Source organism: Teichococcus aerofrigidensis (assembly GCF_054073225.1).
In genome coordinates this window covers 23992-43996 of sequence record NZ_JBSXMU010000026.1, presented here as the reverse complement: position 1 = coordinate 43996, position 20005 = coordinate 23992, and the positions used below count along the sequence as shown (strand labels likewise).

At 72.2% G+C, this 20005-nt stretch carries 21 protein-coding genes; 11 read left to right on the top strand and 10 right to left on the bottom strand.

The genetic code is table 11. The features are described from left to right. Positions 1-135 precede the first annotated feature (135 nt). The gene (locus ACVMLK_RS08355; protein WP_457486145.1) at positions 136-1047 is read right to left on the bottom strand and encodes an EamA family transporter; all 912 of its coding nucleotides are present in this window, start codon (positions 1045-1047) and stop codon (positions 136-138) included. 241 nt (positions 1048-1288) lie between these two features. Between ACVMLK_RS08355 and ACVMLK_RS08350 the strand changes: the two genes are divergently transcribed. From ACVMLK_RS08350 to ACVMLK_RS08335, 4 genes are all read left to right on the top strand, one after another. Further along, positions 1289-1792: a type III secretion system chaperone family protein gene (locus ACVMLK_RS08350; RefSeq protein ID WP_198367861.1), complete on the top strand. Its 504-nt coding sequence runs from the start codon at positions 1289-1291 to the stop codon at positions 1790-1792. After that, on the top strand, positions 1789-2622 hold the full coding sequence (proC, locus tag ACVMLK_RS08345; RefSeq protein WP_457486144.1) for a pyrroline-5-carboxylate reductase: 834 nt from the start codon (positions 1789-1791) through the stop codon (positions 2620-2622). Before ACVMLK_RS08350 ends, proC begins: the two co-directional genes overlap by 4 nt. A 74-nt stretch (positions 2623-2696) precedes the next feature. Beyond that, the gene (locus tag ACVMLK_RS08340) at positions 2697-3320 is read left to right on the top strand and encodes a TetR family transcriptional regulator (protein ID WP_198367863.1); all 624 of its coding nucleotides are present in this window, start codon (positions 2697-2699) and stop codon (positions 3318-3320) included. Between the two features lie 68 nt (positions 3321-3388). Beyond that, entirely contained in the window at positions 3389-3820 is a 432-nt protein-coding gene (locus tag ACVMLK_RS08335; protein WP_422923693.1) for a phasin family protein, read from the top strand. Between the two features lie 44 nt (positions 3821-3864). On the opposite strand, the gene ACVMLK_RS08330 is transcribed toward ACVMLK_RS08335, so the two are convergent. Genes ACVMLK_RS08330 through ACVMLK_RS08320 form a run of 3 tightly spaced genes read right to left on the bottom strand, consistent with a single transcriptional unit; the run spans position 3865 to position 6550 of the window. After that, a complete protein-coding gene (locus ACVMLK_RS08330; RefSeq protein WP_370592077.1) occupies positions 3865-5250 on the bottom strand; it encodes an ATP-binding protein in 1386 nt (461 codons plus the stop codon). 11 nt (positions 5251-5261) lie between these two features. Further along, positions 5262-5999 (bottom strand): response regulator, encoded by a 738-nt coding sequence (locus ACVMLK_RS08325; RefSeq protein WP_457486143.1) that lies wholly within the window; start codon positions 5997-5999, stop codon positions 5262-5264. Continuing rightward, on the bottom strand, positions 5996-6550 hold the full coding sequence (locus ACVMLK_RS08320; RefSeq protein WP_198367866.1) for a MarR family winged helix-turn-helix transcriptional regulator: 555 nt from the start codon (positions 6548-6550) through the stop codon (positions 5996-5998). Before ACVMLK_RS08320 ends, ACVMLK_RS08325 begins: the two co-directional genes overlap by 4 nt. Before the next feature lie 115 nt (positions 6551-6665). On the opposite strand from ACVMLK_RS08320, the gene ACVMLK_RS08315 reads away from it, so the two are divergent. The 3 genes from ACVMLK_RS08315 to pyk all read left to right on the top strand — a co-directional run bounded on the left by ACVMLK_RS08315 (position 6666) and on the right by pyk (position 10404). After that, positions 6666-7574 (top strand): branched-chain amino acid aminotransferase, encoded by a 909-nt coding sequence (locus ACVMLK_RS08315; protein WP_457486142.1) that lies wholly within the window; start codon positions 6666-6668, stop codon positions 7572-7574. A gap of 67 nt (positions 7575-7641) precedes the next feature. Next, a complete protein-coding gene (locus ACVMLK_RS08310) occupies positions 7642-8925 on the top strand; it encodes a glycerate kinase type-2 family protein (protein ID WP_457486141.1) in 1284 nt (427 codons plus the stop codon). 45 nt (positions 8926-8970) lie between these two features. After that, positions 8971-10404: a pyruvate kinase gene (pyk, locus tag ACVMLK_RS08305; RefSeq protein ID WP_457486140.1), complete on the top strand. Its 1434-nt coding sequence runs from the start codon at positions 8971-8973 to the stop codon at positions 10402-10404. A gap of 12 nt (positions 10405-10416) precedes the next feature. On the opposite strand, the gene ACVMLK_RS08300 is transcribed toward pyk, so the two are convergent. Further along, positions 10417-10998, bottom strand: a complete 582-nt coding sequence (locus ACVMLK_RS08300) for a tetratricopeptide repeat protein (protein WP_457486139.1) — start codon at positions 10996-10998, stop codon at positions 10417-10419. A gap of 261 nt (positions 10999-11259) precedes the next feature. Here ACVMLK_RS08300 and osmF point away from each other — a divergent pair, with 261 nt between their 5' ends. The 4 genes from osmF to ACVMLK_RS08280 are packed head-to-tail and all read left to right on the top strand — an operon-like array spanning position 11260 to position 15068. Continuing rightward, entirely contained in the window at positions 11260-12216 is a 957-nt protein-coding gene (osmF, locus tag ACVMLK_RS08295; protein ID WP_457486138.1) for a glycine betaine ABC transporter substrate-binding protein OsmF, read from the top strand. Between the two features lies 1 nt (position 12217). After that, entirely contained in the window at positions 12218-13420 is a 1203-nt protein-coding gene (locus ACVMLK_RS08290) for an ABC transporter permease subunit (RefSeq protein ID WP_457486137.1), read from the top strand. Further along, entirely contained in the window at positions 13417-14349 is a 933-nt protein-coding gene (locus tag ACVMLK_RS08285) for an ABC transporter ATP-binding protein (protein WP_457486136.1), read from the top strand. Before ACVMLK_RS08290 ends, ACVMLK_RS08285 begins: the two co-directional genes overlap by 4 nt. Next, complete coding sequence (locus tag ACVMLK_RS08280) at positions 14346-15068, top strand: ABC transporter permease (protein ID WP_457486135.1); 723 nt, start codon at positions 14346-14348, stop codon at positions 15066-15068. The genes ACVMLK_RS08285 and ACVMLK_RS08280 overlap by 4 nt, the downstream gene beginning before the upstream one ends. Positions 15069-15071: 3 nt before the next feature. Here the strand turns inward: ACVMLK_RS08280 and ACVMLK_RS08275 are convergent, their stop codons facing one another. The 5 genes from ACVMLK_RS08275 to ACVMLK_RS08255 form a co-directional block, all read right to left on the bottom strand. Beyond that, the gene (locus ACVMLK_RS08275; protein WP_198367874.1) at positions 15072-16073 is read right to left on the bottom strand and encodes a branched-chain amino acid ABC transporter permease; all 1002 of its coding nucleotides are present in this window, start codon (positions 16071-16073) and stop codon (positions 15072-15074) included. 3 nt (positions 16074-16076) lie between these two features. Beyond that, a complete protein-coding gene (locus ACVMLK_RS08270; RefSeq protein WP_198367875.1) occupies positions 16077-16964 on the bottom strand; it encodes a branched-chain amino acid ABC transporter permease in 888 nt (295 codons plus the stop codon). 63 nt (positions 16965-17027) lie between these two features. Next, positions 17028-18281, bottom strand: coding sequence for an ABC transporter substrate-binding protein (locus ACVMLK_RS08265; protein WP_198367876.1), 1254 nt, complete (start codon positions 18279-18281; stop codon positions 17028-17030). A gap of 125 nt (positions 18282-18406) precedes the next feature. Beyond that, on the bottom strand, positions 18407-19111 hold the full coding sequence (locus ACVMLK_RS08260) for an ABC transporter ATP-binding protein (RefSeq protein WP_198367877.1): 705 nt from the start codon (positions 19109-19111) through the stop codon (positions 18407-18409). Next, a complete protein-coding gene (locus ACVMLK_RS08255) occupies positions 19104-19880 on the bottom strand; it encodes an ABC transporter ATP-binding protein (RefSeq protein WP_198367878.1) in 777 nt (258 codons plus the stop codon). Before ACVMLK_RS08255 ends, ACVMLK_RS08260 begins: the two co-directional genes overlap by 8 nt. Positions 19881-20005 lie beyond the last annotated feature (125 nt).

Here is a 20005-nt window from a genome sequence, read left to right as displayed (position 1 = left end):
GGTCAGCGCAGCGCGCGGCAGGACCAGCAGATCGGCCCCCGCGGCCTGCCGCAGGGCGGCGGCGATCCGCGCGGCGTTGCCGTCCGGGTCTCCCGGGCGCGGCGCGAAGGGCAGCAGCAGGAGGCGCTGCACGGCTCAGCGCTCGCCGCCGAGGACGCCCAGCATCATGCCCGCCGAGACCAGCACGACGCCGAGCAGCCCGGCCGCGCCCAGCGGCTCGCCCAGCAGCGGCCAGGCCAGCAGCGCCGCCAGCGCGGGCACGAGGGCGGTGATGGTCGTTGTCGTGGCGCCCCCCAGCGCGGTCACGGCCCGGGTGAAGAGGAAGCCCGCCACCGCCACGGCCAGGACACCCTGGTAGACCAGGTGATAGGCCAGGGTGAGCCCTCCCACGCCCTCGAACGGCAGGCCGCGCAGCAGGAGCCAGGGGGGCAGGTAGAGCAGCGGCGGGTAGAGGGCGAGGATCGTGGCCGCGGCGGGGGCCGGCACGCGCCACAGCCGGAGCATGACGGTGAAGGCCGCCCAGGACAGGCAGCCCAGCAGGAAGATCAGATCCCCCCGCCAGGCGCCGGGATGCAGGCCAAGGCTGCCCAGGGCCAGCAGGCCGATGCCCAGCCCGACCACGCCGAGCGACAGCAGGCGCCGCCGGCTCCAGCCCTCGCCCAGCACCAGGGCCGCCAGCAGCGCCGTGGCGAAGGGCAGCAGTCCCGTCATCAGCACGCCGCCATGCGCGGCGGGGGCGTAGCGGGTTCCGACATAGGCGGCGAAGGGGAAGCCGAAGGCGGCGGTCGCCATCAGCGCCAGGGTGCGGCGCCAGGGAAGGCGTGGCAAGCCGAAGGCCGCGGCCATGGCCAGCCCGACCGGCAGCGAACCCAGATAGCGCAGCGCCGCCAGGTCCCAGGGCAGCAGGCTCTGCTGGGTGGCGAGGCGGGCGGAGAGGATGAAGCCGGTCCAGATCGCCAGCACGCCCAGGGCGCAGGCGAGGCCGATGCCCCGTTCACGGCGGGCGGCGAGCGCGGGGGCGGCCAGGCTGGCGGAGTCGGCGGACATGCCGGCCAGCTTAGGGCTTCCCGACCCCGTATCCAGGCCCCACGCCACGGCGGGATGGCCGGCCTGTGTCACCGGCATGCTGCAGCGCCAAAAAAACCTTGCGCCGCAGCAGGAGACTCGTCTCTTCGCTCTTGCGGCGGGAATTGCCGGCGCGATAAGCAATCCATTGTGGTGCGGGCATTTGGCTTCACCCAAGATCTGGGTGGCCCTGTCCCCCTCGACCCGGGAAGGAGGTGCCGCGATGTCCGGCCTGCAAACCGTCGACCGCGAGCGTGCAATCAACCCGCTCGACGTCCTGGAGCAGATCGTGGCCGCCAATGAGTGGGTGTTCGAACGCCGCTCCGATGGCGAGATGGCCGTGGAGGTTCCCGGCAAGTGGTGCGACTACGGCCTGTTCTTCTCCTGGTCGCAGGAGATCAGCGCCATGCATTTCACCTGCGCCTTCGACCTGAAGGTGCCGGCCAACCGCCGCGGCCCGCTCTACGAACTGCTGGCGCTCGCCAACGAGAAGCTCTGGATCGGCCATTTCGGCATCGACAGCGATGACGGAACCCCCGTCTACCGCCATGCCGTGCTGCTGCGCGGCGCCTCCGGCGCCAGCGCGGAAAGCCTGGAGGACATGGTGGACATCGCCATCACCGAATGCGAGCGGTTCTTCCCCGCCTTCCAGTTCGTGCTCTGGGGCGGCAAGCCGCCGGCCGAGGCGCTGTCCGCCGCCATGCTCGACTGCGTCGGCGAGGCATGAACGAGGAGGCCGCCGCCCCTCCGGCCCCGCTGCCGCCGATCCTGCTGATCGGCTGCGGCAAGATGGGCGGCGCCATGCTGCAGGGCTGGCTGGAGCGCGGCGTGGAGCGGGTGGTGGTGATCGAGCCGCATGGCGAGGCGACCGCCGCCTTCGCCGGCCGCGTCACCCGCCTGGCCGAGGCCGCGGCGCTGCCGGCGGAGTTCCGCCCGGCCGCCGTGGTGCTGGCCACCAAGCCGCAGCAGGCGGAGGCGGCGCTGCCCGCCCTCGCCCGCCTCGCCGGGCCGGAAACCCTGTTCCTCTCCATCATGGCCGGCAAGACCGTGGCGGGGCTGGCCGGCCTGCTCGGAGTTGACGCCCGGCTGGTCAGGGCCATGCCCAACACGCCGGCGGCGGTGCGGCAGGGTTTCACCTGCGCCTGCGCCGGACCGGGCGTGACCGAACCCCAGCGCCAACTCGCCGATGCGCTGCTGGCGGCGGTGGGCGAGGTCGCCTGGGTGGAGCGGGAAGGCCTGCTCGATGCCGTCACCGCCGTCTCGGGCGGCGGACCCGCCTATGTCTTCCTGCTCGCCGAGGTGATGGAGCAGGCCGCCGTCGCCCAGGGGCTGCCGCCGGATCTGGCGCGCCGCATGGCCCGCCGCACCGTCGCCGGCTCCGGCGCGCTGCTAGCTGCCAGCCCGTTGGATGCCGCCGAGCTTCGCCGCAACGTCACCAGCCCCAAGGGCACCACCGAACGGGCGCTCGCCGTGCTGATGGCACCCGAGGCCTGGCCCCGCCTGATGTCGGAGGCCATCGCCGCCGCCACCGAGCGTTCGCGCGAACTGGCCGGATAGGCCGGGCGATTTTCCCGGGCATTCCGGCCGGACGCCCCATTGGCGAAACCGGCCGGCGGGCCCACACTCCCTGCATGAACGACACGCAATCCCCGATCCGCGACGAGGCGCTGATCGATGCCCTCTGGCCGCTGGTGGCCGAGCGCGGCTGGAACGGCTTCGGCCTGCAGGATCTGGCCGGGCGCGCGGGCATCACGCTGGAAGCGCTGCGCGGACGGGTGCCCGGCAAGTTCGCCCTGCTCTGCCTGCATGCGCGGCTCGTCGATCAGGCCGTTCTGCGCGATGCCGGCCTCAATCCCAACGGGACCCCGCGCGACCTCCTCTTCGATGCCCTCATGCGACGCATCGACCTGCTGCAGCCGCACCGCGCCGGCATTCTCCGCCTGGGGCGCGAGATGCGGAGCAACCCGGCCCTGGCCCTCGCCCTGGCCCCGGTCCTGGCCGGCTCGATGGCCTGGATGCTGGAGGCGGCGCGGCTCGGCGCCTGCGGCCCCGCCGGGCTGCTGCGGACCAAGGGGCTGGTGACCGTCTGGCTCGCCACCCTGCACGCCTGGGAGCGCGACGACAGCATGGATCTCGGCCCGACCATGGCGGCGCTCGACCGCGCCCTGGACAAGGCCGACCGCGCCGCCCGCCTGCTGCGCCTGGGCGGCGCCCAGCCGGAGGAGGCCGCCGCCGCGGGAGGCGCCGCCGCCTAAGGGCATCCCGCCTCCTGGCGGAGATGGCCGGCACACAAGACCCGCAGGAACAGAGAAGGGACGCGACCATGTCTGACGCCAAGAATTCGGGCCCGGAGACGGACATCATGCGAATGCTCTCGGAGTTCAGGCTCCCCGCCATGCCCGATGCCGAGGCCCTGGCGGCGGCGCAGCGTCGGAACTTCGAGGCCCTTTCAGCGGCTAACCGGATCGCGATCGAGGGCGCCCAGGCCGTCGCCCGCCGGCATATGGAGATCCTGCAGCAGTCCATGCAGGAGATGACCCAGGCGATGCAGAGCGTCACCGCCGAGGGCGACCCGCAGGACAAGGCAGCGCGCCAGGCCGAGTTGCTGAAGTCCACCTACGGTAAGGCGGTGTCGAACATCCAGGAGATCGCCGAGTTGATCCAGAAGTCGAACGCGGAGGCGCTCGGCCTGCTGAACAGGCGCTTCGCCGAGGCGATGGACGAGGTGAAGGGTCTCATGTCCAAGCCGGGCTGAATCGCCCGGGCCCCCGGGCGCCCCGCCCCGGGGCCGCCCCTACCTCATGCCGGCAGACGCACCCGCGCCCGCAGCCCGCCGAGCGGACTGGCCTCAAGGGAGATATCGCCGCCATGGGCGCGCGCGATGTCGCGCGCGATGGCCAGTCCCAGCCCGGTACCGCCGCTCGAGAAGCTGGTGAAGGGCTTGAACGCCTCCTCGCGCGAAACCTCGGGAATGCCGGGCCCGTCATCGTCGACGGTGATCTGCACCCAACGCCCCGGTGCCCGCCCGCCCTCCTGGCGCATGGTCTCGTCGATCGCCACGGCGATGCGCCGGGCATGGCGGCGGGCATTGTCCAGCAGGTTGCCGAGGCAGCGCCGCAGCGCGTCGATCCGCACCGGCAGGACCAGCGCCTCCGGCGTGTCCACGGACACCGCCGCGCCGTCCTTGCGGGCCCGTTCGGCGAGGTCGCGCACCATCTCCGCCAGATCGGCAGGCTGCGACTGCTCCAGCCCCTCGCCGCGCGCGAAGGTGAGGTAGGTCGCGATCATCCGGTCCATCTCCGCCACATCCTCGGTCATGGCGGCCGCGTCCTCCTCGGCGCCGGGCGGCAACATGGCGAGGCCGAGCCGCAGCCGCGTCAGCGGCGTGCGCAGATCGTGGCTGATGCCGGCCAGCATCTCGGTCCGCTGGCTGATGAAGCGGCGGATGCGGCTCTGCATCTGGTTGAAGGCGGCCGCCGCCTGACGCACCTCGCGGGCGCCCTCCGGCTTGATGGGCCCCACCTCCCGCCCGACGCCGAAGGCCTCCGCCGCGCTGGCCAGCCGGCGGATGGCGCGCACCTGGTTCTTCATGAACAGCGCGGCGACGATGAAGAGCAGCAGCGAGGTGCCCACCAGCCAGATGACGAAAAGGTAGAGCGTGCCGAAGAAGAGGCGCTTGCGGGGCGCCTCGACATGCAGCAGCCCGTCCGGCATCTGCACGCGAATGATCACGCTGCGCGGGTCGCTCTGCCAGTCAGTGTCGAAGGGAAGCCCGACGCGCTCCTGCAGCGCCTGGTTCAGGTCCCCCTCCAGCGGCAGGATCGGCAGCCAGCTCTGGCGCGCGGCGCCGGGCGCGATCACCGCCCCCGGCTCGAAGGCCAGCGACAGGTCGAGCCGCCAGGCGGCCTCGCGGAAGATCCAGCCCCGCTCGCTCTCCAGCGGATGCCGCGACAGCAGCTCGACCACCATGCCGACATCGCCGGCGACGCCGCCGGCGAGGCGCCGCGAGATGACGTCGAGATGCCCGCCATAGAAGAGCTGCAGCGCCACGCCCTGAAGGATCAGCAGCGGCAGCAGGATGATGAGCAGGGCGCGCCCGAGCAGGCCGCGCGGCAGGATCAGCCGCAGCGGCGCTCCCAGGGCCCGCAGCGGCGCCCGCAGCAGGCGGCGCAACGGCGGCATCATGCGCATCGCGCTCAGGTTCCGGGCCTCAGCACATAGCCCCGGTGCCGGACGGTCTGCAGGAAGCGCGGCTCGCGCGGATCGGGCTCGATCTTTCGCCGCAGGCGGGTGACCTGCACGTCGATGGCGCGCTCGCCGGCCTCCGGCGTGCCCAGGGCGGCGGCGATCTCCTCGCGTGTCAGCACCTCGCCGGCGCGTCGGGCCAGGGCGCAGAGCAGCGCCGCCTCGCCGCCCGTCAGGCGCTGCGTGCCGTCCTGGCCGCGCAGCTCTCCCCGCTCCGGGTCGAACCAGTGCGCGCCGAGTTGCACCGGGGCCAGCGGCAGGTTGGCCGGCAGCGCCGGCGCGGCGCGCTTGAGGATGGTGCGGATGCGCAGCGCCAGCTCGCGCGGCTCGAAGGGCTTGGCCAGATAGTCGTCCGCGCCGTGCTCGAAGCCGGCGATGCGGTCGTCCGGCGCGCCGGCGGCGGTCAACATCAGGATCGGCACCTCATGCCCCTCGCGCCGCAGGCGTTCGGTCAGCTCCAGGCCGGATTCCCCCGGCATCATCACGTCGAGCACCAGCAGGTCGAAGGCCATGGACTGCAGGGCCTGCCGGGCCATGGCGGCGTCCGCCGCGGCGGTGACGCGGAAGCCCTGCTCGGCCAGGAAGCGTTGCAGCAGGTTGCGCAGCCGGGCATCGTCATCGACGACCAGCAGATGCGGTTCGGCGCCCGCGGCCGGCAGGGCGGCCGGCGCGCTGCCAGGCTGGCTCATGCGACCTTCCTCGATCCCGCGCCTCCGGGCGGCACCGGCCGGGTCTCGGGCAGGGCGCGGTCGAGCTGCGTCCGCGCATCCTCACCCATCAGGCCGCGCATCACCCGGCGGAAGCCCTCCACCGACACCGGCCCGGCCTCGCGATAGGCCCGCATCACCCACTCCTTCTGCCGCTCGAACAGCCGGCGTTCCAGCGCCTGCCCCGCCTCGGTCAAGGAGAGGAGGCGCTGGCGCCGGTCGTTCCGGCCCGGCGTCTGTACAACGTAGCCCTCCTCGACCAGCGGCGTCAGCACCCGGCCCAGCGACTGCTTGGTGATGCCGAGAATAGCCAGCAGGTCACCCACGGTGATGCCGGGACGGCGGCCGACGAAATGCAGCACACGATGATGTGCGCGGCCCATTCCGAGTTCGGCCAGCAGCGCGTCCGGCCCCGCCGTGAAGTCGCGATAGCCGAAGAAAAGCAGATCCTGCGCCAGCCGCAACTCCTCCTCGCGCAGGAAAAGGAGCTGGCGGCCGGCGCCAACGGGCTTGGCGTCCGGTGTCTCGGGCATTCCTGGCATGCGTCCCCGTTTGGTCAGATTTGTTGACATATTATTGCCGATAGTTTTACCCCTTCATCTGATAAGGAAATAAAATTTCTTATTCAATGGTTCAAGGAGCATGAACATGAGTCTGGTCCCCTTCGACGATCGTGACGGCTGGATCTGGTTCGATGGCAGGATGGTGCCCTGGCGGGAGGCCGGCCTGCACGTTCTGTCGCACGGGCTGCATTATGCCAGCGCGGTCTTCGAGGGCGAACGGGCCTATGGCGGAAATATCTTCCGTCTGCGCGCGCACACCGAGCGGCTGCTGGCTTCCGGCCGCCTGCTGGGCTTCGAGATTCCCTGGTCCGCCGAGGCCATCGACGCCGCCTGCCGGGAGGTGCTGTCCCGCAACGGCCTGAGCGATGGCTATCTCCGCCCCATCGCCTGGCGCGGCTCGGAGCGGCTCGCCATCGCGGCGCGCGACACGCGCATCCATCTCGCCATCGCCGCCTGGGCCTGGCCCAACCTCTTCGGCGAGGACCGCCTGCGCGGCATCCGCCTCGGCATGGCGCGCTGGCGGCGGCCGGCGCCGGACACCGCGCCCACGGCCAGCAAGGCCTCGGGCCTCTACATGATCGGCACGCTCGCCAAGCACGCGGCGGAGGAGGAAGGCTTCGACGACGCGCTGATGCTCGACTTCAAGGGCGATGTGGCCGAGGCGACCGGCGCCAACATCTTCTTCGTCATGGACGGCGCGCTGCACACGCCGGAGCCGTCCTGCTTCCTCGACGGCATCACGCGGCGGAGCGTCATGGCGCTGGCGCGGCGCCGGCAGATCGTCGTGGTCGAGCGCCGCATCGCTCCGGAGGAGATCGCGCGCGCCAGCGAGGCCTTCCTGGCCGGCACGGCGGCCGAGGTGACGCCGGTGCGCGCCATCGGCGACAGGACCTTCACCACCTCCGCCATGACCGAGGCCCTGCTCGGCGACTATGAGGCGCTGGTTCGGCTGCCGCCCGCCGAGGTCGCCGCCCGGCTCGGCACGGCGGCCTGAGCCCCCCGCCTTCCGTGCGGCGGGGCTTCGGGCCAGTATGGCGGCGAGGATTCCCGGGGGATGCCGCATGAGCTGGACCGACGACACCGCCCGCGACGCGTTGCGCCGCCTGTTCGACGCGGCCGTCCGCGCCGCCGATCCGCGCGCCATCCTGGCCGGCCACCTTCCGGCTCCCCCGGCGGGGCGGGTGGTGGTGGTGGGCGCCGGCAAGTCGGCGGCGGTGATGGCGGCGGCCGTGGAGGCGGCCTGGCCGGAGGTGGCGCTGTCGGGGCTGGTGATCACCCGCTACGGCCATGCCGTGCCGACGCGCCGCATCGCGGTGGTGGAGGCGAGCCACCCGGTGCCGGACGCGGCCGGCGAGGCGGCGGCGGCGAGGGTGCTGGCCGCGGTCCAGGGCCTCGGCCCCGAGGATCTGGTGCTGGCGCTGATCTCGGGCGGCGGCTCGGCACTGATGGCGCTGCCCGCGGCCGGCCTGACGCTCGCGGACAAGCAGGCGGTGAACCGCGCCCTGCTCGCCTCCGGCGCCACCATCCAGGAGATGAACTGCGTCCGCCGGCATCTCTCCGCCATCAAGGGCGGACGGCTGGCGGCCGCGGCGGCGCCGGCCCGGCTGCTGACGCTCGCCATCTCCGACGTGCCGGGCGACGACCCGGCGGTGATCGCCTCCGGCCCCACCGTGCCCGATCCCTCGACCTTCGCCGAGGCGCGCGCCATCGTGGCGCATTACGGCATCGACCTCCCGCCTGCCGTGGCCGCGCATCTGGAGGCCGCCGCCGGGGAGACGCCGAAGCCCGGCGACGCCTGCTTCGACCGCGCCACCTTCCGTCTGATCGCGGCGCCGCAGAGGGCGCTGGAGGCCGCCGCCGCCGAGGCCCGCGCGCTCGGCCTGACGCCGCTGCTGCTCGGCGACGCGCTGGAGGGTGAGGCCAGCGTGCTCGGCACCGTGCTGGCCGGCATCGCCCGCAGCGTCCGCGCCCATGGCCACCCCCTGCCCGCCCCCGCCGTGCTGCTCTCGGGCGGCGAGACCACCGTCACTCTCCGCCCCGGCCAGAGGAGCGGCCGGGGCGGGCGCAACCTGGAGGCGCTGCTGGGCTTTACCCTGGCCGCCACCGGCGCGCCGGGGCTCTGGGCGCTGATGGGGGACACCGACGGGATCGACGGTTCGGAGGACAATGCCGGCGCCATCGCCACGCCCGACACGCTGGCGCGGGCGGCCGCCGCCGGGCTGGATGCGCGGGCGCTGCTTGCGTCACATGACAGTCACGGGTTGTTCAGCCCGCTGGGCGATACCATCGTGACGGGCCCGACCCTGACCAACGTCAATGATTTCCGCGCCATCCTGATCGCCTGAGGCCCCGATCCGCCTCCGGCCCGACTTCCAGAAGGATTTCCGCCTTTGCCGCCGCGCATTCCGCTTCGCCGCCGCCGCCGCACCAAGATCGTCGCCACGCTCGGCCCCGCCAGTTCCACGCCGGAGGTGATCGAGCGTCTCTATCGTGGCGGCGCCGACGTCTTCCGGCTCAACTTCAGCCATGGCAGCCATGAGGACCACGCCCAGCGGATCCAGATGATCCGCGCGCTGGAGAAGAAGGTAGGGCGCCCGATTGGCATCCTGGCCGACGTCCAGGGGCCGAAGCTCCGCGTCGGCCGCTTCCAGGGCGGCCGCGTGCAGCTGCAATCGGGCCAGCACTTCCGCCTCGACCTGAGCGCCACGCCGGGCGACGTGCGCCGCGTGCAGCTGCCGCATCCCGAGATCATCGATGCCGCCCGCATCGGCACCACCCTGCTGCTGGACGACGGCAAGCTCCGGCTGCGCGTCCTGCACAAGCGGGACGATCATCTGGAGACCGAGATCCTGGTCGGCGGCCCGCTCTCCGACCGCAAGGGGGTCAACGTGCCGGACGTGGCGCTGCCGATCCCGGCGCTGACCGCGAAGGATCGCACCGACCTCGACTTCGTGCTGCCGCTCGGCATCGAGTATATCGGCCTCTCCTTCGTGCAGCGCCCGGAGGATGTCGCCGAGGCGAAGCGCATCGCCGATGGCCGTGCCTGGGTCATGGTGAAGATGGAGAAGCCGCAGGCGGTCGAGAACCTGGAGGGCATCCTCGGCGAGACCGACTGCGTGATGGTGGCGCGCGGCGATCTCGGCGTCGAATGCCCGCCCGAGGAGGTGCCGCTGATCCAGAAGCGCATCGTGCGCGAGGCGCGGGCGCGTGGCCTGCCCGTCGTCGTCGCGACGCAGATGCTGGAGAGCATGATCACCGCGCCGGCGCCCACCCGCGCCGAGGCCTCGGACGTCGCCACGGCCGTGTTCGACGGCGCCGATGCGGTGATGCTCTCGGCCGAGAGCGCCGCCGGGCAATACCCCTACGAGGCCGTCAACATGATGGACCGCATCCTCTCCCGCGTGGAGCAGGACGGCGGCTGGCGGCAGATCACCGATGCCGCCCGGCCGGCGCCGGAGAAGAATTCCGCCGGCGCCATCGCCGCGGCGGCACGGCAGGTCGCGGAGACGATCGGCGCCGAGGCCATCGCCACCTTCACCGCCACCGGGTCCACGACGCTGCGCGTCGGGCGCGAGCGCCCCGCCTGTCCCATCCTGGGCCTGACCTCGAGCGAGGCCACGGCGCGGCGGATGGCGGTGATCTGGGGCGTGCATCCGCTGCTCTCGCACGAGCCGCACAGCATGACCGACATGGTGCAGAAGGCGGTGCGCGCGGCGCAGACCGAGGGCTTCGCGCAGAGCGGTCAGGAGATCGTCGTCACCGCCGGGGTGCCCTTCGGCACGCCCGGCACCACCAATGCGTTGCGGGTCGCGACGGTGAAGTAGGGGGCAGGCGGCTCAGGCGTCCTCGCCCAGCGCCCGCCGGCGCAGGGCGCGCAGCCGCTCGGCCCCGCCGCTGATCCAGGGATGCAGGGAGACGGCCTCCTGCATGGCCCGCAGCGCCCCCTCCCGATCGCCGGCCTGCTCCCGGACCATCGAGAGCAGGGTCAGGGCGCCGAAGTGGCGCGGCTGCAGGACCAGGGCCTGGCGCAGGTCCTGTGTCGCCGCCGCGAGGTCGCCCAGGACGAGCAGCGCCTGCGCCCGCATCAGCCAGGCCTCGGCATAGGTCGGTTGCAGCACCAGGGCGGCATCGAAATCCTCGACGGCGTCGCCGGCGGCCTCGGTCTCCAGGTTGCGCTGGCCACGCCGCATCAGCAGCGCGACCGTCGGCGAGGCCTGCTGGGCCCAGAGCCCCCGGATGCGGGCCTCCAGCGCCCGGCCCGCCGTCTCGTCGGGCGCCGCTGGCAGGGCGTCCAGCAGCCGCTCCACCTCGCCCCGTCGCGCCTCCGGCGCGGGTGTCTGGACGAGCGTCTGAGCCGGCGCCAGTACCGGGCAAAGGGCGGACAGCAGCAGGGAGCACAGAAGCGGACTGGCGCGCATACCGCCAGTTTGAGGCCGCAGGCGCCGGAAAGCGCAAGGGAAAACCCCGCCTCTCACGGTGCCCATCGGTGCCGGAAACGTGTGCCGCGCCCCGGAGGGCGCACCGCCGCGCGGGCTTGGCAGCGGCCGCGTCCAGCCGGCAGCATGACGGGCCGCCACCATCGGGCGGCTCAGGCGTTGCCGCTGTCATGATGCCCATCGGCCTCCCAAGAGGGTCCCCCAAGGAGGCCGACCGGTGGGCCAACGATCGGAGAGCACCCGGTGAACCCTTCCCGCCCCGCCCGCCGCACCCTCCTGACCGCCGCGCTGGCCGCCGGGTTACCATTGGGGCTGCTCACCCCGATGTCACGCTCCGCCCGGGGCCAGACCGGGCGGCCGGTCACCGTCGCCTCCAAGCTGGACACGGAAAGCGCCCTCCTCGGTGAGATGATCGCGCAGGTTCTGGAGGCGAAGGGGGTCGCCGTGCGGCGGCGCCTTCAGCTCGGCCCGACGCGCATCCTGCGCGAGGCGATCCTGGCCGGCGAGGTCGACATCTATCCGGAATACACCGGCAACGGCGCGTTCTTCTTCCAGATGGAAACCGATCCGGCCTGGCACGACGCCGAGCAGGGTGCGGCCAAGGTCCGGGCCCTGGATGCCGAGCGCAACAACCTCGTCTGGCTGCGCCCGGCCGCGGCCAACAACACCTGGGCCATCGCCGTGCGGCGTGACCTGGCGCGGCAGGCGAAGCTGGCCGGCATGGCGGATCTGGCACGGCATCTCGCCGCCGGCGGGGCCTTCAAGCTGGCCGCCTCGGCCGAGTTCGTCGAGAGTCCGGCCGCTCTTCCCGCCTTCCAGAAGGCCTATGGCTTCACCCTGCCGCCGGAGCGGCTGCTGGTTCTCTCCGGCGGCGACACCGCCGTCACCATGCGCGCCGCCGCGGAGGGGCTGAACGGCGTCAACGCCGCCATGGTGTACGGCACGGACGGCGCCATCCAGGCGCTCGACCTCGTGGTGCTGGACGATCCGAAGGGGGCGCAGGTGGTCTACCGGCCGGCGCCGGTGGTGCGCCGCCCGGTGGCCGAGCGCCTGCCGGAGCTGGCCGCCTGGCTCGATCCGGTCTTCGCCTCGCTCGGCCTGGAGACCCTGCAAACGCTGAATGCCCGCATCGTGGTCGAGGGCCAGCCGGCGCAGGAGGTGGCGCGCGCCCATCTCGGCGGCCTCGGCCCGGCCCGCTGAGATGCCGCGCCCCCTGGCGCTGGCGGTGCCGGAAGACCGCGCCCGGCCCGCGCCGCCGCGCGAGGCCCTGGCGGTGGCCATCCTGGCCGCGCTCGCCGCCCTCTGCCCTTTCCTGCTGGGCTGGATCTCCCTCGCGCCCAACCGCCTGTTGAGCCCCCGGCCCGTGGCCTTGCCGATGCAGGCGGGCACCGGCATCGCGGTGGCCTGCTTCCTCGCAGGCTGCCTCGGCATGGTGCTGCTCTCGCGGCGCGGGCGCGGCCTGCCCTGGGCCGAGCTTTCCGCCGCCCTGGCCTTCGCCGGGCTGCTCGGCGCGATCGGCCTGGGCGCCGGCGCGGTGCTCGGGGAGGCGCCCCGCATGGCCCGCGCCATGCCGGCGGCGGGCTTCTGGCTGGCCGTTCTGCTGCTGGCCCTCGGTGCCGGAAGCTGCGCCGCCGGGCGGGGCGCGACTCCGTCCCGCTTCCTGGCCCTGGCGGTGGTCGGCGGCGGCCTCTTGCTGGCGCTCGGCCTGCTCGACGGCCTGTCGGTGGTGCGCGAGGGTCAGGCGCGGGGCGAGGAGCTGCGCACGGCGCTGGTCGGCCATCTGGCGCTGGCCGGGGGTGCGCTGGGGCTGGCGCTGCTGGTGGCACTGCCGCTCGGGCTCCTGGCCCTGCGGCGACCGCGGCTCGAGATGGCGCTCATGACCCTGGCCAACGGCTTCCAGGTGGTGCCGTCCATCGCCCTCTTCGGCCTGCTGATGGCGCCCCTGGCCAGCCTCGCCACCACCTGGCCGGCGCTGCGGAGCTGGGGCATCGGCGGCATCGGCGCCGCCCCCGCGACGCTCGGAATCGCCGCCTATCTCCTGCTGCCGCTCGCCAGCGGTCTGCTGGCGGGGCTGCGGGTCGCGCCCCCCGCGCTGGTCGACGCCGCCCGGGGCCAGGGCATGACGCCATGGCAGATCCTGCTGCGCCTGCGCCTGCCGCTCGGCCTCGGCGTCATCCTCGGCGGATTGCGCCTGGCGGCGGTGCAGGCGGTGGGCCTCGCCACGCTGGCGGCGCTGATCGGCGGCGGCGGGCTGGGACGGCTGGTCTTCCAAGGCATCGGCCAGCTCGCCACGGATCTGATCCTGCTCGGCGTGATGCCGGTCGTGGCCCTGTCCCTGCTGGTGGATGCGGGGCTGGCGGCGCTGCAGGCCCGGCTCGGCGCGGCGGGGAGTCCGGGCCGGTGATCCGCTTCGAGGGGGTGACCCGGCGCTATGGCGAACGGGCGGCGGTGGACCATGTCACGCTGGAGGTGGCCGAGGGCAGGCTCTGCGTGCTGCTGGGCGAATCCGGCTCGGGCAAGTCCACGCTCCTGCGGATGGTGAACCGGCTGGCCGAGCCCTCGGCCGGCCGCGTGCTGCTGCGCGGACGCGACGTGGCGGGGATCGAGCCGGAAACGCTCCGCCGGGGGATCGGCTATGTCATCCAGTCGGTCGGGCTGTTCCCGCACTGGCAGGTGGCGGAGAACATCGCCACCGTGCCGCGCCTGCTGGGCTGGGAGGCGGGGCGCATCGCCGCGCGGGTGGATGCGCTGCTGGCGCTGGTCGGGCTCGACCCGGCCCGCTTCCGCGACCGCTATCCGCACGAGCTGTCCGGTGGCCAGGCGCAACGCGTGGGACTGGCCCGGGCGCTCGCCGCCGATCCGCCGGTGCTGCTGATGGACGAGCCCTTCTCCGCGCTCGATCCCGGCACCCGGCGCGACCTCCAGCGGGAGCTGCGCCGCATCCATGGGGAGACCGGCAAGACCATCCTCTTCGTCACCCATGACGTCGAGGAGGCGCTGGCGCTGGCCGACCTCCTGGCCGTGCTGGAGGATGGCCGGCTGATCGCGCAGGGCCGGCCCGCCCAGGTGATGGAGCAGGACGGCGAGCGCAGCGTGCGCCGCCTCTTCGGCGAGGAGAGCATGGCCTTCCACCGCCTCGCCACCCTCCCGGCCCAGGCCCTGGCACAGCCGGAGGACGCGGAGGACGACCTGCCCGTGCTGCCGGCCGGGGCCAGCCTGAAGCAGGCGCTGCTGCTGATGCTGGAGCTGGGCGCCGACCGGGTGGCGGTCCTCCCCGACGGCCCGCATGGCGGCGGCACCCTGTACTGGGCCGATCTGGTGCGGGCGGCATGAGGCGGCCGGGGCTGACGGGGCTGGGCGTGAACCTGGCGGGCTTTCTTCTCGCCCTCTGGGCGGCGCCGCGCCTGCCGGGCCTGTGGCGCGCCCTGTTCCCGGAGATCGCCCGGCCCGTCTGGGAGAGCCAGGGCTGGTTCGCGCTGCTTTTCGAACATCTGCTGCTGGCGCTCGGCGCCGCTGCCCTGGCCACGCTGATCGGGCTCGGCGCCGGCATCGCCTGCACCCGCGGCGCGGGGCGCCGGCTGCGCCCGGTCTTCGACGCCGCCTTCGCGCTGGCCCAGGCCATCCCGCCAGTGGCGGTCATCGCGCTCGCCCTGCCCCTGCTCGGCTTCGGCGCGGCGCCGACGCTGCTGGCCCTGGTGCTCTACTCCGCCCTGCCGGTGATGCGGAGCACGGTGACCGGGCTGGATGCCGTGCCGGCCACCGTGCTGGACGCCGCGCGCGGCCTCGGCATGGGGCCGGGGCGCATCCTGGCGCGGGTGGAGCTGCCGCTCGCCCTGCCGGTCATCCAGGCCGGGCTGCGCGTCGCGGTCGTGCTCGCCATCGCCACCACGGCGGTGGGCGCGGTGGCCGGGGCGCAATGCCTCGGCACGCCGATCGTCACCGGCCTCGCCAACGGCAACACCGCCTGGGTGCTGCAGGGCGCGGTCTTCACCGCCTGGCTGGCGCTGATCGCCGACCAGGCGCTGCGGCTCGGTCTCGCCCCTCCGCGCTAAGTGTTAGAGCCGGACTTTGAGCAACCGCGCCAGCTCACCCACGATCCCGGCGCGGAAGGCCAGCACGCAGGCGACGAAGATGCCGCCCTGGATCACCGTCACCCAGGCGCCGAACTCGGCCAGGTAGTTCTGCATGGTCACGATGACGGCGGCACCGACCACCGGGCCGAAGACCGTGCCAAGGCCGCCCAGCAGCGTCATCAGCACCACCTCGCCCGACATGGCCCAGTAGACATCGGTCAGCGTGGCGATCCCGAAGACGAGCGCCTTGGTGCCACCGGCGATGCCGGCCAGCGTCGCCGAGAGGGTGAAAGCCATCAGCTTGTAGTCGTCCGCCCGGTAGCCGAGGGAGATGGCACGCGGCTCGTTCTCGCGGATCGCGGTCAGCACCTGGCCGAAGGGCGAATGGACCACGCGGTTGATGAAGAGGAAGCCGGCCAGGAAGACGGCGGCGACGACCCAGTAGAGGCTCATGTCCCGGCCGAGATCGATGACGCCGAGAAGCGCCCCGCGCGGCACCCGCTGAATGCCGTCCTCCCCGCCGGTGAAGGGCGCCTGCAGGCAGAAGAAGTAGACCATCTGCGCCAGCGCCAGGGTGATCATGGCGAAGTAGATGCCCTGCCGCCGGATGGCGATCCAGCCGGCGACCACGCCGAGCCCGGCCCCCACCGCGCCGCCGGTCAGGATGGCCAGCTCCGGCGTGAAGCCCCAGACCTTGGCCGCATGCGCCGCGAGATAGCCGCCCATGCCGAAGAACATGGCATGGCCGAAGGAGAGCAGCCCGACATAGCCGATCAGCAGGTTGAAGGCGCAGGCGAAGAGGGCGAAGCAGAGCAACTTCATCAGGAAGACGGGGTAGAGGAAGAACGGCCCGGCGATCAGCAGGGCGAGCAGGATCAGGAAGGCGATGCTCTGCGCCCGGTTGAAGCCGAGCGCGGAGAGGCCCGGCAGGCCCGGCGCGTCCTGCGCCACCGGCGCGGCGATGGTGCTGGCATGGCTGGCCATGGTTCAGGCCCTCCCGAACAGGCCGGCCGGCCGCGCCAGCAGCACGATGGCCATGATGACGAAGATCACGGTGGAGGAGGCCTCGGGATAGAAGACCTTGGTGAGCCCCTCGACCAGGCCGAGGCCGAAGCCGGTCAGCACCGAGCCCAGGATCGAGCCCATGCCCCCGATCACCACCACGGCGAAGACGACGATGATGAGGTTCGAGCCCATCTGCGGATTGACCGAGTAGATCGGCGCCGCCAGCACGCCGGCGAAGGCGGCGAGCGCCACGCCCGCCGCATAGGTCAGCGTGACCATCCGCGGCACGTTGACACCGAAGGCCTGGACCAGCGCGGCATTCTCGGTCGCCGCGCGCAGATAGGCGCCGAGCCGCGTCTTCTCGATCACCAGCCAGGTGGCGAGGCTCAGGACCAGCGCCGCGGCGACGACCCAGAGGCGGTACTTCGGCAGGAACATGAAGCCGAGATCGACCGGCGGGCCGGCGAGCGAGGCGGGTGGCGAATAGGGCAGTCCGGAGGAGCCGAACTCGTTGCGGAAGATCCCCTCGATGATCAGCGCCAGGCCGAAGGTCAGCAGCAGGCCGTAGAGATGATCGAGCTTGTAGAGTCGGCTGATCATCGTCTTCTCCAGCAGCACGCCGAAGGCGCCGACGATCAGCGGCGAGAGGATCAGCGCCGGCCAATAGCCGATGCCGAACCAGTTGAGCAGCATCCAGGCGACGAAGGCACCCATCATGAACTGGGCGCCGTGCGCGAAATTGATGACGTTCAGCATGCCGAAGATGACGGCGAGGCCGAGCGAGAGCAGCGCGTAGAAGGCGCCGTTCACCAGCCCGAGCACGACCTGCGGCAAGCCGAGTTCGAGTTGGAACAGGAGATCTTCGAACACCGGTGGGCTTCCTGGGCGAGAAGAGAGCGGGATGGCCGGCCGCGCGGGCGCCCGGCCGCAGGATCAGCTACGGACCAGCGGGCAGCTGCCCTCTGCGAGGGGGCGGAAGGCCTCCTCGGCCTCCGTCGTCTGCAGCAGCTTGTAGTAGTCCCAGGGGCCGCGGGATTCCTCGGGGGTCTTGACCTCGAAGAGATAGGCCGGGTGCAGCTTGCGCCCGTCCTCGCGGATGCGGCCCTTGCCGAAGGCGTCGTCATCCGTCGGCATGGCCTTCATCCGCGCGACCACATCGGTGCCGCTGGCCTTGGCCGCCGGGGCGCCCATGTCGGCCACGGCCTTGAGGTAGTGCAGCACCGAGGCGTAGCAGCCGGCATGCGACATGGCCGGGTAGTTGCCGGCGAGGCTCCCGCGAACGCGTTCGGTGAAGGCGCGGGTGCGGTCGTTGAGGTCCCAGTAGAAGCTCTCGGTGCAGACCAGCCCCTGCGCCGCCTTCAGGCCGAGGCTGTGCACATCGTTGATGAACATCAGCAGCACGGCGATCTTGGTGCCGCGCCGGGTGACGCCGAACTCCGCCGCCTGCTTGACACTGTTGATGGTGTCGGTGCCGGCATTGGCGAGGCCGATCACCTTGGCCCGGCTCTGCTGCGCCTGAAGCAGATAGGAGGAGAAATCGGTCGATTGCAGCGGATGCCGCACGGAGCCCAGCACCTTGCCGCCCGCGGCCTGGATGAAGCCGGTGGTGTTGCGCTCGAGGTCGTGGCCGAAGGCGTAGTCGGCGGTGATGAAGAACCAGCTGTCGGCGCCGGTCTTGACCATGGCGCCGCCCGTGGACCGCGCCAGCATGTAGGTGTCGTAGGTCCAGTGGACGGTGTTCGGGCTGCACTGGCGCCCGGTCAGCTCGGTCGTGCCGCCGGTCGAATTCAGATAGACCTTGTTCTTCTCGCGGACGATGCCGTTGACCGCCAGCGCCACCGCCGAATTCGGCACGTCGACGATGACATCGACGCCGTCCCGGTCGATCCACTGGCGCACGATGGTCGAGCCGACATCGGCCTTGTTCTGGTGGTCCGCCTGCACGACCTCGACCGTGACGCCCTTGGCGGCGATGCCGCTGTCCTGGATGGCCTGGCGGACGCAGGCCGTCGAGGTGGGGCCCGACACCTCGCGGTAGACGCCGGACTGATCGTTCAGCACGCCGATCTTCAGCGTCGTCGGCTGCGCCCGGGCGGGGCGGGGCATGGCGGCCAGCCCGGCGCCGAGGCCGGGCAACAGCGCGGCCGCGGCGGCGGTCTTGAGCAGGCTGCGGCGGTCTTGTGTCATCGGACTCTCCCTTTTTTTCCCCTGTTGAGACCCGCGGGGCGGGTGGCATGGGGCATCTCCGGCCCGTCAGGCACGGCATCGTCCATACTTCTGGTGGCGGGAACCTCTGCCCCGGCGCCGGGCACTCAGACGCCGAGATACTCGTGCAGACGGTCCATGGACGAGGCGAGCTCGGCATTGCTGACGGCGTCCACGACCCGGCCATGCTCCATGACGTAGTGGCGGTCGGCCACGGTCTGGGCGAAGCGGAAGTTCTGCTCCACCAGCAGCACCGTGAAGCCGCGCTGCTTGATCTCGCGGATGGTGCGGCCGATCTGCTGCACGATGACCGGGGCGAGGCCCTCGGTCGGCTCGTCCAGCATCAGCAGCCGCGCGCCGGTGCGGAGGATCCGCGCGATCGCCAGCATCTGCTGCTCGCCGCCGGACAGCTTCGTGCCCGGGCTGCGGGCCCGCTCCTTCAGGTTGGGAAAGAGCGTGTAGATCGCCTCGAGATCCATCCCCCCCGGCCGGACCACCGGCGGCAGCAGGAGGTTCTCGGTCACGTCGAGGCTGGCGAAGATGCCGCGCTCCTCGGGGCAGAGCGCGATTCCGGCGCGGGCGATCCGGTCGCTGCGCGCGTCGATCATCTCCCGGCCCTCGAAGCGCACGCTGCCGCTGCGCCGGCCGACCAGCCCCATGATGGACCGTAGCGTGGTGGTCTTGCCGGCGCCGTTGCGGCCGAGCAGCGTGACCACCTCGCCCTCGCGCACCTCGATGCCGACACCGTGCAGGATGTGGCTCTCGCCATACCAGGCCTGCAGGTTCTCAACCTTCAGCAACGGATCAGCCATGCGCCTGTCCTCCCGAGATGCCGGGATCGGCGCCGAGATAGGCGGCGATGACCTCCGGGTTGCGCGAAACCTCGGCATAGCCGCCCTCGGCCAGGACGCGGCCGCGGGTCAGCACGGTGATGGTGTCGCACAGCCCTTCCACGACCTTGAGGTTGTGCTCCACCATCAGCACGGTGCGCCCCTCCGCCACCCGCTTCACCAGGGCGACGATGCGGTCCACGTCCTCGGCCGTCATGCCGGCGGTGGGTTCGTCGAGCAGCATCATCACCGGGTCGAGGGCCAGGGTGGTGGCGATCTCGAGCGCGCGCTTGCGGCCGTAGGGAAGCTGGCCGGCGGTCAGGTGGGCATAGCCGGACAGGCCGACATCCTCCAGCAGTTCGCGCGCCCGGGCGTCGTAGCGCCGCAGGACGGCATCCGACCGCCAGAAGTCGAAGCTGGCCCCCCGCTCGCGCTGCAGGGCGACGCGAACGTTCTCGAGCACGGTCAGGTGCGGGAAGACCGCCGAGATCTGGAAGCTCCGCACCAGGCCGAGCCGGGCCACATCGGCCGGCTTCAGGCTGGTGATGTCCCGGCCGTCGAAGCGGATGGCCCCGTGGGTTGGCGGCAGGAACTTCGTGAGCAGGTTGAAGCAGGTGGTCTTGCCGGCACCGTTGGGGCCGATCAGGCCATGGATGCTGCCGCGCCTGACCTTCAGCGAAACATCGCTGACGGCCTTGAAGCCAAGGAACTCCTTGGACAGGCCTGTCGTCTCCAGGATGGTTTCGTGCACCCGAGGCTCTCTCCGCTTTCTCGTCCGTTCCGTGGATCAATTTCGATCCTGTTGCTGCGGAGCATGACGAGGCCTTGGCGGCAGCGCAAGAAAAGCTTGGGGAGCCGGAAGGCCTTCTCCCGGGC

Bases quoted from the DNA above. Each gene is read 5' to 3' on its own strand.
- proC (WP_457486144.1), top strand. From the start codon at position 1,789: ATGAACGAGGAGGCCGCCGCCCCTCCGGCCCCGCTGCCGCCGATCCTG.
- ACVMLK_RS08275 (WP_198367874.1), bottom strand. From the start codon at position 16,073: ATGGCCAGCCATGCCAGCACCATCGCCGCGCCGGTGGCGCAGGACGCG.
- ACVMLK_RS08290 (WP_457486137.1), top strand. From the start codon at position 12,218: ATGCCGCGCCCCCTGGCGCTGGCGGTGCCGGAAGACCGCGCCCGGCCC.
- ACVMLK_RS08260 (WP_198367877.1), bottom strand. From the start codon at position 19,111: ATGGCTGATCCGTTGCTGAAGGTTGAGAACCTGCAGGCCTGGTATGGC.
- ACVMLK_RS08325 (WP_457486143.1), bottom strand. From the start codon at position 5,999: ATGAGCCAGCCTGGCAGCGCGCCGGCCGCCCTGCCGGCCGCGGGCGCC.
- ACVMLK_RS08280 (WP_457486135.1), top strand. From the start codon at position 14,346: ATGAGGCGGCCGGGGCTGACGGGGCTGGGCGTGAACCTGGCGGGCTTT.
- ACVMLK_RS08335 (WP_422923693.1), top strand. From the start codon at position 3,389: ATGTCTGACGCCAAGAATTCGGGCCCGGAGACGGACATCATGCGAATG.
- ACVMLK_RS08310 (WP_457486141.1), top strand. From the start codon at position 7,642: ATGAGCTGGACCGACGACACCGCCCGCGACGCGTTGCGCCGCCTGTTC.
- ACVMLK_RS08265 (WP_198367876.1), bottom strand. From the start codon at position 18,281: ATGACACAAGACCGCCGCAGCCTGCTCAAGACCGCCGCCGCGGCCGCG.
- ACVMLK_RS08320 (WP_198367866.1), bottom strand. From the start codon at position 6,550: ATGCCCGAGACACCGGACGCCAAGCCCGTTGGCGCCGGCCGCCAGCTC.
- ACVMLK_RS08315 (WP_457486142.1), top strand. From the start codon at position 6,666: ATGAGTCTGGTCCCCTTCGACGATCGTGACGGCTGGATCTGGTTCGAT.
- ACVMLK_RS08355 (WP_457486145.1), bottom strand. From the start codon at position 1,047: ATGTCCGCCGACTCCGCCAGCCTGGCCGCCCCCGCGCTCGCCGCCCGC.
- ACVMLK_RS08340 (WP_198367863.1), top strand. From the start codon at position 2,697: ATGAACGACACGCAATCCCCGATCCGCGACGAGGCGCTGATCGATGCC.
- ACVMLK_RS08330 (WP_370592077.1), bottom strand. From the start codon at position 5,250: ATGATGCCGCCGTTGCGCCGCCTGCTGCGGGCGCCGCTGCGGGCCCTG.
- ACVMLK_RS08350 (WP_198367861.1), top strand. From the start codon at position 1,289: ATGTCCGGCCTGCAAACCGTCGACCGCGAGCGTGCAATCAACCCGCTC.
- ACVMLK_RS08300 (WP_457486139.1), bottom strand. From the start codon at position 10,998: ATGCGCGCCAGTCCGCTTCTGTGCTCCCTGCTGCTGTCCGCCCTTTGC.